The organism is Actinophytocola sp., assembly GCF_036378875.1.
Classification (GTDB): Bacteria; Actinomycetota; Actinomycetes; order Mycobacteriales; family Pseudonocardiaceae; genus Actinophytocola.
Window position 1 is genome coordinate 44,095 of the sequence record NZ_DASUVO010000032.1, and the last position, 14,060, is coordinate 58,154.

Consider the following 14,060-nt stretch of genomic DNA (forward strand, 5'->3'; position numbering starts at 1 on the left):
GCGGGTCTACACCTCGCGGCGCCACACGTCGATCACGAGCACGGGACGCATGCCGACCGACTCGTAGAGGCCGAGCGCGGGTGTCGTGTTGTTCGTGTCCACATGAAGCAGCGTTCCGGAACGGCCGGCGGCGCGGTCGTTCCGGAACGCGGTGCGCAGCAGGAACTTGGCGATGCCGCGGCCTCGTGCCGCCGACAGCACACCCAGGTCCGCCACGTACCCGCACTTCTCGTCCGCGACGAACTGGTCGGTGACGATCAGGACGCCGGCCGGGGTGCCGTCGAGTTCGGCCAGGGTCAGCATCGACCAGTCGAACGTGCTGTCCTGTTCGAGCGTCTGCCGCCAGTCGGCGAAGGACTTGGCGAACCAGCCGTAGTGGTCGGCGAAGGAGTCGTTCAACACGGTGTGCGCGGTCCGCAGGAACTCGTCGTCCCCGGGACCGGTGCGGAGGGTGACGCCGGGTGGCGCGGTCGGCTCCGGCATCGCCCCGTCGTGATCGGCGCGCATCCGGTGGAAGACGGTCGAGGAGCGGAACCCGGCCGCTGTCATCGCCTCGCGCATCATCGTGTCGTCACGGTAGGTGCCCTTGTCGGCGAGACCCGTCGCGTGCCCGCCGGCCCGGGCGAGCTCGGCGGCCCGCGCCAGCACCTGGTCGAACAGCCAGGGGATCACCGAGGGGTCGCGGCTGATCACGTCGACGTCGGTTTCCTTGCCGTCGCCTTTGCCGACCGCCCAGCCGAACCCGGTCAGCGTGCCGCCCGGTTCGTGCACCAGCCAGCTGTCGGTCGCCAGGTCGAAGCCCGGCTCGATCAGGTCGGCGCGTACCTCGTCGAGCGTGCTGTCGCCGAAGCCGAGCACCTCGGTGTTGTACCGGGTGATCAGGGTGAAGATCTCCTCGGCGTCGGCCGGTGTGGCCCGGCGCCAGCTGTAGCCCTCGGGCAGTGTGACCGGCATGGCGAACAGGGTGCGGTCCGGCCGCACGGGGTGTCCACGGATTATCGCGCGCTGTTATCGCTAACAGATCACCTGAAGTGATCTTGGCAGCCTCTTGCCATGCCGGGTGTTAGCGTTCACACTCTTTGCTTACCGTCGCGAGTCGGGTGTCAGGGATGGGCACCGGTTTCGCGCGCACAACTGTCGAACCGGTTCGACGAACCGGTTCGACAGTGCCGGAGCACTACCCCGCACGACCCTCAGGAGCAGCAACGATGGTGCCGAAGAGACTGGCTCGCGCCGCCGTGGCGGTGGCCGCGCTCGCCGCCACGACGAGCGTCTCGACCACGGCGGCGGCCGCCGCCCCGCCAGAGCCGTACCTCCACTACGCGTTCGACGCGGACGACCTGACCAGCGGCGTCGTGACCGACTCCTCGGGCAACGGGCTGAACGGCACGCTGGTCAACGGGGCGACCGCCGGGCTCGTGGACGGTGCGGACGGCAGCCCGGCGATCAGCCTCCCTGGCGGGGCGCCCACGTCGACCGGCGCGTACGTTCGCCTGCCGAGGGAAGTCCTGGCCGGCGCCACCGACCTGACCGTGTCGGTTCGGATTCGCTGGGACGGCACCACCGCGCCATGGCAGTGGATCTACGCGCTGGGCAAGGACACCAACCGGTACCTGTTCTCCACGCCGTACAACGGGGACGGTCGGCTGCGCACCGCGGTCACCACCGGGGGTGGCGGGGCAGAGGCGCAGGTCACCGGGTACGCCGCGCTGCCGGCGAACGTGTGGCGAACGCTCACCGTCACCCTGGACACGACGGCCGACCGCGTGACCACCTACCTCGACGGCGCCGCGGTCGCGTCGGCCCCGACCACGATCACCGCGGGCGAGCTGCTCGACAACGCCACCTTCTCTGGCTACCTCGGCAAGTCCTTCTACCAGGACCCGCTGTTCGACGGCGCGGTCGACGACTTCCGCGTGTACCGCGCGGCACTGACCGCGGCGCAGGTCGCCGAAAGCGTGGGCGGCCAGGTGCCGCAACCGGTCACGCTCACACAGGACAGTTTCGACATCCGCACGACGACCGGCACCGCACCCGCCCTGCCGGCCGGGGTCCGGGCCACGTTCACCGACGGCTACGACCGCCAGGCGCCGATCACGTGGTCCACTGTGGACCCCGACGAGTACGCGGCCCCGGGCACGTTCACAGTCACCGGCACCGCCGCGGGCCAAGCGGTCCACGCCACCGTGACGGTGGTCCGCGAGGGCCAGCTGATCGTGGACCTGGCCCAGGACACGGGCGAGTTCCACGGCGGCGCGTCCGGCACCCTCTACGGCCTGTACGGGCAGGGCGTGCCGACCAACAACCTCATCGAGGGCATGAACCTGCGCACGGTGTCCACAAAGGCCCAGGACGGCCCGCAGCACCCGGGCGCCGACGCGCTCGAGGTCGTCAAACCGCTCGCCGACAGCACGAATGGTGACGTGTACATCTACATGACCGACATCCACCGCGGCTTCCCGTACCAGTGGCCGGGCAGCACGCCGGCGGAGAAGATGGCGCTGTACAAGGAGAAGATCGCTACCCAGGTCGACCAGGTCCTGACTCTCGCGCCGGAGTACCGCGACAACATCGTGTTCGTGCCGTTCAACGAGCCGGAAGGCAACATGTTCGGCACCGGCGAGTGGAGCTACAACAAGATCAGCTGGCTGAACAACCCGGCCGACTACTTCGCCGCGTGGGACGACGTCTACCGCCTCATCAAGACCAAGATGCCGGAGGCGCGCATCGCCGGTCCCAACACGAGCGTCCTCTACGACCAGGTGCGCGGTTTCCTCATCCACGCCCGCGACGCCGGCACGCTGCCCGACATCATCACCTGGCACGAGCTGAGCCACCCCGAGCAGGTGCGGACGAGTGTGGCCCGCTACCGCGCGTGGGAGCGGGAACTGCTGCCCGGCAAGACCTTGCCGATCAACGTCAACGAGTACGCGTTCAACTACCACACCTCGGTGCCCGGCCAGATGATCCAGTGGGTGTCGGCCATCGAGGAGTCCAAGGTGGACGCCGACATGGCGTACTGGAACATCGACGGCAACCTGTCCGACTCCGCCGTGCAGGCCAACCGCGGCAACGGGCAGTGGTGGCTGTTCAACGCCTACGGCAGCATGAGCGGCCACACCGTCAAGGTGAACCCGCCGTTCCCGGGTCAGAACTACTCGCTGCAGGGCGTCGCGACGCTCGACCCGGCGAAGAAGCAGGCGCGGGCGCTGTTCGGCGGCTCGACCGGCCGCGGCTTCGTCCAGTTCGACAACGTGCCGGCGAGCGTGTTCGGCGACCGCGTGCACGCCTGGGTCCGGGAGATCCCGTGGACCGGCCAGATCGGTGACTCGAGCCCGCCGCGGCTCATCGCCGAGAAGACCCTGGACGTGCGGGACGGCACGGTCGTGTTCGACTTCGGCGGCGACCTGCCGAGGATCCAGGAGTCGTCGGCGTACGAGATCGTGCTGACGCCAGAAGGCAGCGGCCGCGCCACCGGGGTGACCCCCAAGCTGTGGGAAGGGTCGTACGAGGCCGAGGACGCCGCCCACACCGGCACCGGGTACAGCCGCAACGGACCGGAAGGCTCGCCGTCGGACGTCTCGAAGTTCTACACCTCCGGCCGGTACAACGTCGGCGGCCTGCGCACCGGCTCGAACGTGACGCTCGACTTCACCGTCGACGTCCCGCAGGACGGCACCTACGACCTGAGCGTTTTCGCGAACTCCCTCAACACCTACGACCTGGTGCGCGAGCAGGGGCCGACGAACGTGTTCCTCCGCGTCGACGGCGCGGCCGAACAGGAGCTTTTCCTGCCGCTCGGCTACAAGTGGGTGGTCTGGGACCACGCCGACACGACGGTGACGCTGACCAAGGGCCAGCACACGCTCACGCTCGCCGCGCAGAGCCTCGACGGCACCCGTGCCACCAAGGGCGACACCATCGTCGACCGACTGACCCTGTCCCTGCCGAACCCCAAGGCACGCACCGCGGTCTACGAGGCCGAACTGTCCTGGCTGGACGGTGGCAAGCCGGTGTACAACCAGTCCAAGGCATCCGGCTCCGGCGTGGCGGAACTCGGCAAGGACCAGACCGCGACGTTCTGGGTGTACTCCTCGGTCGACGCCGAGGCGACGATCCAGGTCGGCACCCTCGGCGGTCAGGCGAGGCTCGCGGTCAACGGGCAGGACGTCGGCAGGACGGACAAGGCGGCGGTCTCGCTGTCCGGCGGGATCAACAAGGTCACCGTCACCGGTGCGGCACGCCGGACGCTGGTCGACCGGATCACCGTGACACCGACCACCGGCACTCTCAAGCCGACCACCTATGAGGCCGAGAACGCGCAACGGGCGGGCACGGCCGAGGTGGCCGCCCTGTCGCTGGCAAGCGGCGACGCGGCGGTGCGTGGCATCGGCGGCGGACCCGGCAACGGCAACACGCTGACCTTCCAGGTGAAGGCCGCCGAGTCCGGTGTGCACGCGGTCCGGATCCGTTACGCCAACCCGGAACAGTCCGAGGCCACGCACTACAACCCGGACCCGCTCGCCAGGCACGCGGACATCTCGGTCAACGGCGGCGCCGCGGAGCGCGTGTCGTTCCCGCACTCGTTCCACGAGAACAACTTCTGGGAGCTGACCGTCTACCTGCGACTGAACCGGGGCACGAACACGATCGCGTTCTCCTCCGAGGAGCTGCCGAACTTCGACGGCACGACCTACGCGTCGGACACCTGGCCAGGCGTTCTGCTCCGGTCCGACGAGGCACCGGTCATCGACCGGATCACCATCGTGCCGTTCGCGCGGGAGCGGTGACATGGCACCCCCGAAGGGCGAGAACGTCGTCACCATCGGAGACATCGCCAGGGCGGTCGGCGTTTCCCGCAGCACGGCATCGTACGCGTTGTCGGGCAAGCGGGCGATCTCCCTGGAGGTCCGGCAACGGGTCGCCCAGGCGGCCCGGGAGCTGGGCTATACCCCGAACGCGGGCGCGAAGGCCCTGGCCACCGCGCAGACGATGGTGATCGGGCTACTCGCCCAGTTCCACTCCGACGAGTTCGCGCCCGCCATGCTGCAGTACATCCTCGGCGTCTCCGACACCGCGCGCGAGCTGGGTTACGACACCCTCCTCGTCACCGAGTCGGACGGAGCCAAGGCGCTGCGGCGGATCTCCGCCTCCCGCATGGTCGACGGCGTCGTGTTGCTGAACGTCGCGCAGGACGACGACCGACTGCCGATCCTGCGTGCCGCGCCGCAACCCGGCGCGCTCGTGGGGAAACCGGCCGACTGCACGGGTGTGGACGTCTTCGACCTCGACTTCGAGGGCGCCGGCCGGCTGATGGTCGACCACATGCACGAGCTCGGGCACCGCGAGCTGATCCTGGTGTCCCAACCGGAGCACGTGGTCGAGCGGGGCGGCGCGTACGTGTGGCGACTCCTCGACGCCGCACGGGAACGAGCACGGGACCTGGATGTCCGCCTGCACGCGGTGTTCGGCGAGTCGGGTCAGCCGGAGATCGGCCGGACCCTCAACGCTCTGCTGGACGCCCACCCGGCGGCCACCGGTCTGCTGCTCAACAACGAGGCCGCCGCGGCCGCGCTGCCTTCCGTGCTCACCGCACGGGGGCTGCGTTCGCCAGAGGACCTGTCCGTCATCGGGCGCTACTCCGACGAGTTCGCCCGGATGTTCTCCCTGCCGTTCTCCTCCATCGAGAGCGCGCCGGACCGGCTGGGCATGCTCGCCGTGCGTCAGCTCGTCCGCCGCGTCTCCTCACCGACCCTGCGCACGGAGCCCGATGTCGTCGAGCTGATCCCACCGGAGCTCGTCGACCGAGGCAGCACCGCCCGCCCACCCGCCACATCCTGACTCGAAGGAGCGTCACGTGAACCGTCGTCTGTCCACATTAGTCAGCCTCGGCTGCGCCGTAGCCCTCGCACTGGCCGGTTGTTCCTCCTCTGGCGGCGACAACGACCAGTCCGCCGACACGTACACGTGGTGGGACCCCTACCCGCAGCACGAGGCGAACTCCGCGTGGGCCAAGCGGGTCCAGTCGTGCGGCGACAAGGCAGGCGTCACGATCAAGCGCACCGCCTACGACACCACCGCGCTGACCAACCAGTCGCTCCTCGCGGCACAGGAGGGCAACGCGCCGGACGTCATCCTCATCGACAACCCGGCGGTGTCCACACTGGCCGACACCGAGATGCTGACCACAGTGGACGAGCTCGGCCTGGACACCAGTGGGATCGACAAGAACCTGCTGGCCGCCGGCGTCGTCGACGACAAGACCTACGGCATTCCCATCGGTGCCAACACCCTCGCGCTCTACTACAACAAGAAGATCCTCGACGCCGCGGGTGTCGACCCGGCGTCGGTCAAGGACTGGGCATCGCTGGACGCGGCGCTGAGCAAGGTGAAGGCGAGCGGCCACCAGGCCATCACGTTCGCCGCGATCGGCACCGAGGAGGGCTCGTTCCAGTTCCTGCCGTGGTTCTGGGGCGCCGGCGCCGACCTGCGCCAGCTCGACTCGCCGGAGGCCACCGCCGCGGTGGAGCTGTGGCAGGGCTGGCTGAAGAACGGCTACGCACCGAACTCCGTGATCAACAACTCGCAGAACACCACCTGGGAGGAGTTCCTCACCGGCGACTTCGGGTTCGCGGTCAACGGCACGTGGCAGGTCGACAGCGCGGCGAAGGCCGACTTCCCGTCCGGCGTCATCCAGATCCCCGGCAAGGACGGCGGTGTCGCCCCGACCCCGACCGGCGGCGAGTTCATCACCGCACCCGTGCAGAAGGACACCGGACGCTACAAGGTCACCAAGAAGATCGTGGACTGCATGACCACGGCCGACGGCATGGTCGAGACCGCCAACACGTTCGCCTACTACATCCCGCCAACCAAGGAAGGCCAGGACCAGCTGCTGGCCGAGCACCCGGAACTGCAGCCGTGGGTCGAGGCGGTGCGCAGTGCCAAGGGCCGAACGAGTGACAACCTCGGCACCGACTACCCGCACATCTCCGAGGCACTGTGGACGGCGGTGCAGAACGCGCTGTCCGGCTCGGCGAGCGCCAAGGACGCGTTGAGCAAGGCGCAGACCGATGCCCAGAAGGCAACCAGCTGACATGGCTGTGGCCACCGAACGGGTCGCGTCGGTGCGGGCGGCGGAGACCCCGTCGCCCGTACCGACACGGCGGGTCCGGCGTCCGCGTCCGACACAGTGGGCGGCGCTGGCGTTCCTCGCGCCGTTGATCGCGTACCTGCTGATCTTCTACGCGTACCCGCTGTACCGGAACATCGAGCTGAGCCTGCACGACTACACGGCACGCGCGTTCGTGCTCGGCAACGCCGAGTTCGTCGGTCTCGCCAACTACGCCGACATCATCGGCTCGGACGAGTTCCTCCCGGCGCTGTGGAACACCGCGTTGTTCACGTTCATCTCGATCGCGGCGCAGTACGCCATCGGGCTCGGGCTCGCGGTGTTCTTCCGCAACCACTTCCGGCTGTCCGGGCTGCTGCGCGCGCTGTTCCTGGTGCCGTGGCTGCTGCCGCTGATCGTGTCGGGCTCGACGTGGTCGTGGCTGCTCAACAGCGACCACGGCATCGTGAACTCGGTGCTCGAGGCGTTCGGTATCGGCCAGATCAACTGGTTGACCTCACCGGACTGGGCGCTCACCTCGGTGATCATCGCCAACATCTGGCTCGGCGTCCCGTTCAACCTCGTGATCCTCTACTCAGGACTACGCAACATCCCGGACAACCTGTACGAGGCCGCGGCCATCGACGGGGCAGGCGCGTGGCAGCAGTTCTGGCGCGTCACCGTCCCCATGCTGCGCCCCGTCTCTGCGATCACGTTGCTGCTCGGGTTCATCTACACGTTGAAGGTCGTGGACGTCGTGTGGATCATGACGACCGGCGGGCCAGGTGACGCGTCGACGACGCTCGCCGTGTGGTCCTACCGCGAGGCGTTCGGCACCGGTCAGCCCGACTTCTCTCCGGCCGCCACGATCGGCAACCTGCTCATCGTGATCGCGCTCGCGTTCGGTGGGTTGTACCTGTACCTGCAACGCCGGCAGGAGCAGTCATGACCGGACGACGGACCTGGTGGAAGACCGTCTTGGGACTGGTTTTCGTGGCCCTCATGCTCTTCCCGGTGTACTGGATCGTGAACGTCTCACTCACGCAGACCAAGGACCTGCGGGCGAATCCACCGCACGTCTTCCCGTGGAATCCGACGTTCGACGGCTATGTGAACGTGCTCAACGACCAGCTGCCCGCGCTCGGCACGAGCCTGCTGATCGGGCTGGGCTGTGTGGCGCTGACCCTGGTGATCTCCGCGCCGGCTGGATACGCGCTCGCCAAGCTGCGGCCCCGTGGCGGCGGCACGCTGAACTTCCTGCTGCTGGTGGCGCAGATGATCCCGAGCGTCGTGATGGCCATCGGGTTCTACGCCATCTACGTTCGGCTCGGCTGGCTCAACTCCGTGTGGGGCCTGATCGTCGCCGACTCGACGATCGCCGTGCCGTTCGGTGTGCTCGTGTTCCGCGCGTTCATGTCCGGCATTCCGGAGGAGCTGGTCCAGGCGGCGAAGATCGACGGTGCCACCACGTGGCGTACGTTCATCTCCGTCGTGCTCCCGGTGAGCCGCAACGCCGTGCTGACCGTGTCGCTGTTCGCGTTCCTGTGGGCGTGGTCGGACTTCGTGTTCGCGTCCACCCTGGACCGCAACGGTGACGCGGTGCCCGTCACCCTCGGCATTTACGCCTACATCGGCAACAACACCACCGAATGGAACTCGATCATGGCGACCGCCGCCGTCGCGTCGGTGCCGGCCGCGGTGCTTCTCGTCGTGGCGCAACGCTATGTCGCGGGCGGCGTCACCGCTGGCGCCATTAAGGACTGACATGGACTTCCAACTGCTGGACGCCGGCCTCGAGGTCCGGCACCGCCACGAGGTGCTGACCATCGAGGCGTGGGGCGCCGACAGCGTTCGGGTGCGAGCGGCGCCTTACCGGATCCCGGCCGAGAGCCACGGCGCGCTCGACGAGCGGCCCGCGTGGGAGCCGCCCGTCGTGAAGGTCGGCGACGGCCAGGCCACGCTCGTCCACGGCGAGCTGACTGTGACCGTCGACCTGAACCGGGCCGCCGCCTACCCCGAACCGTTGTTGACGTTCACCCGCACCAGCACGGGCGAGGAACTGCTCGCCGAGCAGCGTGAACACTTCTGGCTGCCCGGTGCGCGGGTGTTCGCCGGCAACCGGTCCGGCGCGTACGAGGTCCACCAGCAGTTCGGTGCCTACGACGGGGAGAAGCTGTACGGGTTGGGGCAACGCACGCACGGCCGGCTCGACCTCAAGGGTCTCGCGCTGGATCTGGTGCAGCGCAACGGCGAGGTGTCGATCCCGTTTGTACTGTCGAACCGCGGCTACGGTCTGCTGTGGAACGTCCCGGCGGTCGGGCGGGTGGAGTTCGCGGACAACGCGACCCGCTGGTTCGCCGGGCAGGCACGGGAGATCGACTACTGGATCACCGCGGGCACACCGGCGGAGATCCTCGCCCGCTATGCCGACGCGACCGGGCACGTGCCGGAGCTGCCGGCGTGGGCGAGCGGCTTCTGGCAGTCCAAGCTGCGCTACCGCGACCAGGAGGAGTTGCTGGCGGTCGCACGGGAGCACCGGCGCCGCGGGCTGCCGCTGTCGGTGATCGTCGCCGACTACTTCCACTGGTCTGCCATGGGCGACTACCGGTTCGACCCCGCCGAGTGGCCGGATCCCCGCGCGATGGTCGCCGAGCTGGCCGACATGGGTGTCGAGCTGATGGTGTCGATCTGGCCGACCGTGTCCCCGCTGTCGGCGCACTTCGCCGACTACCGCGACCGTGGCCTGCTCGTCGGCAGCGACCAGGGCGTGGAGTTCCACCAGACCATTCAGGACAAGGGCATGACCGCGCCGATGCCCGTCGCGTTCTACGACCCGACCAACCCGCGCACGCGCGAGTACGTGTGGGATCTCGTGCGGCGCAACTACCTCGATCTCGGCATCCGCGTGTTCTGGCTCGACGCGTCCGAGCCGGAGTTGAACCCGGCCCACCCCGGCAACCTCACCCTGTACGCCGGGCCGGGCGCCGAGGTCGCGTGCGTGTACCCGAGGGACAACGCCCGGTTGTTCGCCGAGGGCATGGCGGCGGCGGGTCAGGAGCCGACGGTGCTGTTGTGCCGGTCGGCGTGGGCGGGCGCGCAACGTTACGGCGCGGCGGTGTGGTCGGGTGACATCCCGGCGACCTGGACCTCGCTGCGCCAACAGGTCCGCGCCGGGTTGAACATCGCGATCTCCGGGATCCCTTGGTGGACAACGGACATCGGTGGCTTCCACGGTGGCGACGCACGCGACCCGGCGTACCGGGAGCTGATGGTGCGCTGGTTCCAGTTCGGCGTTTTCTGCCCGCTGTTCCGGCTGCACGGCGACCGCGAGCCCCGCACGCCCACGTCGTACGCGCAGACCGGCGGGCCCAACGAGGTCTGGTCCTTCGGTGAGGAGGCGTCCGAGATCATCGCCGGCCTGCTGCGGCTCCGGGAACGGCTGCGGCCCTACATCCACGAGCAGATGCGGGTGGCCGCGCGGACCGGCCTGCCGCCGATGCGCCCGCTCTTCGTGGACTTCCCCGCTGATGGTCCATCGTGGACGGTCGACGACGAGTTCCTGTTCGGCCCGGACGTGCTCGTCGCGCCGATCACCGAACCCGGCGTGCGGGAGCGAGAGGTGTACCTGCCGCCGGGTTCCTGGGTGGACACCGCGACCGGCGTCGAGCACGTGGGCGCCACGACGGTGGTCGTGGCCGCACCGATCGAGCGGATCCCCGTGTTCGTCCGCGCGGGCGCCGACGTACCGATGGGGGAGAACGCGTGACGGTCGAGGACATCAGGACTCTGGGGAGCCCGGTCATGCCGAGCCGGGGGCGGCAACGCCCGCTCGGACTCACCGATGTCGTGCTCACCGGCGGGTTCTGGGCACGGCTGCAGGACGCCAACGCCGCCGCGACGCTGCGGCACTGCGAGGAGTGGATGGAGAAGCTCGGCTGGCTCGCCAACTTCGATCGCGTCGCCGACGGGACGACGGGACCCGACCGCCCCGGCTGGTCCTTTTCGGACTCCGAGGTCTACAAGCTGGTCGAGGCGTACGCGTGGGAACACGGCCGTTCCGGTGACCCGGCCGCCGACGAGGCCGTACGCCGGCTGACCGCACGGATCGGCCGGGCACAGGACGTCGACGGCTACCTCAACACGGCCTTCGGCCACGCGGACCAGCCGCCGCGGTACAGCGATCTCGAGATGGGCCACGAGCTGTACTGCGTGGGTCATCTGTTGCAGGCGGCGGTCGCGCGGCTCCGCACGACCGGCGCCGACGAGTTGGTGGCGATCGCCCAGTGCGCGGCGGACCACGTGTGCGCCACGTTCGGGCCGGACGGGAACCAGGGAATCTGCGGACATCCCGAGATCGAGGTGGGGCTCGCGGAGTTCGGCCGCGCGCTCGGCGAGGACCGGTACCTGGAGCAGGCGCGGCTGTTCCTCGACCGGCGGGGGCACGGCACGCTGCGGGACATCTCGCTCGGCCGCGCGTACTTCCAGGACGACACGCCGATCCGGGAGGCGTCGACGTGGCGGGGTCACGCGGTGCGCGCGCTGTACCTGACGGCCGCGGCCGTGGACGTGGCGGTCGAACGCGACGACCCGGAGCTGCTGGCCGCGGTCGAGCGGCAGTGGACGAACGCGGTGGCGCGGCGCACCTACCTGACCGGCGGGATGGGGTCGCGGCACCAGGACGAGGGGTTCGGCGAGGACTGGGAGCTGCCGCCGGACCGCGCCTACTGCGAGACGTGCGCGGGTATCGCGTCGGTCATGGTGTCGTGGCGGCTGTTCCTCGCGACGGGCGACGTGCGGTACGCGGACCTGATGGAGCGCACGTTCTTCAACGTCCTGGCCGCGTCGCCGCGCGCGGACGGCCGCGCGTTCTTCTACGCGAACCCGCTGCACCAGCGAACCGCCGGCGCGGTCGCCGACGACAGCGAGGTGAACCCACGCGCGGAAGGCGGCGTCAGGGCGGCGTGGTTCGACGTGTCGTGCTGCCCGACCAACGTCGCCCGCACCCTCGCCGCATGGCACACCCACGTCGCGACGGTGGGGGAGCGGGAGCTGACGCTCCTGCAGTACGCGAGCGCACACATCGAGGCCCCGGGCGGCCTCGCCATCGAGGTGACGACGGCATATCCCGACAACGGGCACGTGTCGGTGCGGATCACCCGGGCGCCGTCCGGCCCGGTCACCCTGCGGCTGCGGGTGCCGCCGTGGGCGACCGGCGCGGAGCTGGCCGAGGGCGGCCGCTGTTCGACCGTGACGCCGGGGTTCGCGGTGATCGACCGGGAACTGGTGACCGGCGAGACGATCGAGCTGACGCTGCCGATGACGCCGAGGTTCACGTGGCCCGACCACCGCATCGACGCGGTCCGTGGCTGCGTCGCGGTCGAACGCGGACCGCTGGTCCTGTGCGCGGAGTCGCTCGACCTACCCCCGGGAGCCACGCTCGACGACGTACGGGTCGACGCCCGCGTCTCACCGTCCGAACGGGACGGCACGGTGACGGTGCACGCCATGACCGACCCCGCGCCGGCTGAGCCATGGCCGTATGCCCCTGCCTCGGCTGGCACCCGTGGCCTGGCGTCGACCGAACTGCCACTGATCCCGTACCACCGCTGGGCGGAACGCGGCCCGGCGGCGATGCGCGTGTGGCTGCCGGTTCATGCCGAGCCAGACCTACCTTGATCAACGCCGGGTAGGGTCGAAGTCATGACTGGCAACGACCTTCCGATCTGCCGCACCTGCGGTCTGCAATACGGGGCACCGCGTGCCGACTGTCCTATTTGTCTGGACGAGCGGCAGTACGTCGGTTGGGAAGGCCAGCAGTGGACCACGCTGTCCGAGTTGAGTGCCGGTGGCCATCGGGGTCGGATCGACGAGGAGGGCCCCGGCGTGTTCGGGGTCGGTGCGGTGCCGTCGGTGGGCGTCGGCCAGCGTGCGCTTCTGATCCGCTCACCGTCGGGCAACGTGCTGTGGGACTGCTTCGGCTACCTCGACGACGAACTTGTCGCCGAGATCGAGAAGCTGGGCGGGGTCAGCGCGGTCGCCGTCAGTCATCCGCACTTCTACGGCGTGATGACCGAGTGGGGCCGCCGGTTCGACGCCCCGGTGTACGTCCACGCCGCCGACCGTGACTGGGTCGCCAGGCCCGACCCGTTGATCAGGTACTGGACGGGCGACACCCAGCAGATCGCGTCTGGCCTGACGCTGATCAACGCGGGCACGCATTTCGCCGGTGGCACCGTGCTGCACTGGAGTGACGACCCCGAGGGGCGAGGCGCGCTGTTCAGTGGCGACATCTTCATGGTCGTGATGGACCGGCGATGGGTCAGCTTCATGTACAGCGTGCCCAACTTCATCCCGGAGCGACCGCGCACCATCCGCCGCGCGCTCAGTGTGATCGAGCCGTTCGCCTTCGAACGCATCTACGGCGCGTTCTGGGGACGGGTGGTCACCACCGACGGCGCGGGCGCGGTGCGTCGTTCCGCGGAACGGTACCTGCGTTTCGCGCTTGACGACGGCGCCTAACTGTCGAGCGGCAGCACCCGCGCGAAGATCGGCACCGCGACGGCCGCGGTCGCCACGTGCATCAGCATCAGTGCGATCACGGCCAGGACGCTGGTGTTCGGCTGCGCGTCGGTGAACAGCAGGGCGAGGTCGGGCAGCAGCGAGACGGCGACCACGACCGGCACCAGCGTGCGCAGCACCGCCGCGGGACGGCGTGACCACCGGCGCACCGCGGCCCAGCCCGCGGCGCCAGCCAGTACGCCGACCACCGTCAGGAACACGTAGGCGCTCGGCTGCAACGGCTGGAACTGGTCCGACGCCCCGACTGCCTGGGCCAGGAGCGAGATCAGCGCGTTGGCCGCGACGGCCGCGACGGCGGCAACCGCCACCCCGCCTGCGATCCAGAGGACGGTGGGACGGGTGACGGCTTTGGCGCTCACCATGGTCTCCT

General features: G+C 69.4%; 10 protein-coding genes. 8 read left to right on the forward strand and 2 right to left on the reverse strand.

Annotated elements, in window-relative coordinates; translation table 11 throughout:
- Nucleotides 1-6: 6 nt before the first annotated feature.
- On the reverse strand, nucleotides 7-954 hold the full coding sequence (locus VF106_RS08770) for a GNAT family N-acetyltransferase (RefSeq protein WP_330839096.1): 948 nt from the start codon (nucleotides 952-954) through the stop codon (nucleotides 7-9).
- Between the two features lie 254 nt (nucleotides 955-1,208).
- Between VF106_RS08770 and VF106_RS08775 the strand changes: the two genes are divergently transcribed.
- Genes VF106_RS08775 through VF106_RS08810 form a run of 8 tightly spaced genes read left to right on the forward strand, consistent with a single transcriptional unit; the run spans nucleotide 1,209 to nucleotide 13,630 of the window.
- Nucleotides 1,209-4,790, forward strand: coding sequence for a LamG-like jellyroll fold domain-containing protein (locus VF106_RS08775; RefSeq protein WP_330839097.1), 3,582 nt, complete (start codon nucleotides 1,209-1,211; stop codon nucleotides 4,788-4,790).
- A 1-nt stretch (nucleotide 4,791) separates the two neighbouring features.
- On the forward strand, nucleotides 4,792-5,841 hold the full coding sequence (locus tag VF106_RS08780; RefSeq protein WP_330839098.1) for a LacI family DNA-binding transcriptional regulator: 1,050 nt from the start codon (nucleotides 4,792-4,794) through the stop codon (nucleotides 5,839-5,841).
- A gap of 16 nt (nucleotides 5,842-5,857) precedes the next feature.
- On the forward strand, nucleotides 5,858-7,096 hold the full coding sequence (locus tag VF106_RS08785; RefSeq protein ID WP_330839099.1) for a sugar ABC transporter substrate-binding protein: 1,239 nt from the start codon (nucleotides 5,858-5,860) through the stop codon (nucleotides 7,094-7,096).
- Nucleotide 7,097: 1 nt separating this feature from the next.
- Nucleotides 7,098-8,060, forward strand: a complete 963-nt coding sequence (locus VF106_RS08790) for a carbohydrate ABC transporter permease (RefSeq protein WP_330839100.1) — start codon at nucleotides 7,098-7,100, stop codon at nucleotides 8,058-8,060.
- Nucleotides 8,057-8,875 carry a carbohydrate ABC transporter permease gene (locus VF106_RS08795; RefSeq protein WP_330839101.1) on the forward strand — a complete coding sequence of 273 codons (819 nt, stop codon included), beginning with the start codon at nucleotides 8,057-8,059 and terminating at the stop codon, nucleotides 8,873-8,875. Before VF106_RS08790 ends, VF106_RS08795 begins: the two co-directional genes overlap by 4 nt.
- A gap of 1 nt (nucleotide 8,876) precedes the next feature.
- Complete coding sequence (locus tag VF106_RS08800) at nucleotides 8,877-10,877, forward strand: TIM-barrel domain-containing protein (RefSeq protein ID WP_330839102.1); 2,001 nt, start codon at nucleotides 8,877-8,879, stop codon at nucleotides 10,875-10,877.
- The gene (locus VF106_RS08805) at nucleotides 10,874-12,787 is read left to right on the forward strand and encodes a glycoside hydrolase family 127 protein (RefSeq protein ID WP_330839103.1); all 1,914 of its coding nucleotides are present in this window, start codon (nucleotides 10,874-10,876) and stop codon (nucleotides 12,785-12,787) included. Before VF106_RS08800 ends, VF106_RS08805 begins: the two co-directional genes overlap by 4 nt.
- A gap of 24 nt (nucleotides 12,788-12,811) precedes the next feature.
- Nucleotides 12,812-13,630, forward strand: coding sequence for an MBL fold metallo-hydrolase (locus VF106_RS08810; protein WP_330839104.1), 819 nt, complete (start codon nucleotides 12,812-12,814; stop codon nucleotides 13,628-13,630).
- Here the strand turns inward: VF106_RS08810 and VF106_RS08815 are convergent.
- Nucleotides 13,627-14,049, reverse strand: a complete 423-nt coding sequence (locus tag VF106_RS08815) for a DUF6069 family protein (protein WP_330839105.1) — start codon at nucleotides 14,047-14,049, stop codon at nucleotides 13,627-13,629. The two genes, VF106_RS08810 and VF106_RS08815, sit on opposite strands and share 4 nt — an antisense overlap.
- Nucleotides 14,050-14,060 lie beyond the last annotated feature (11 nt).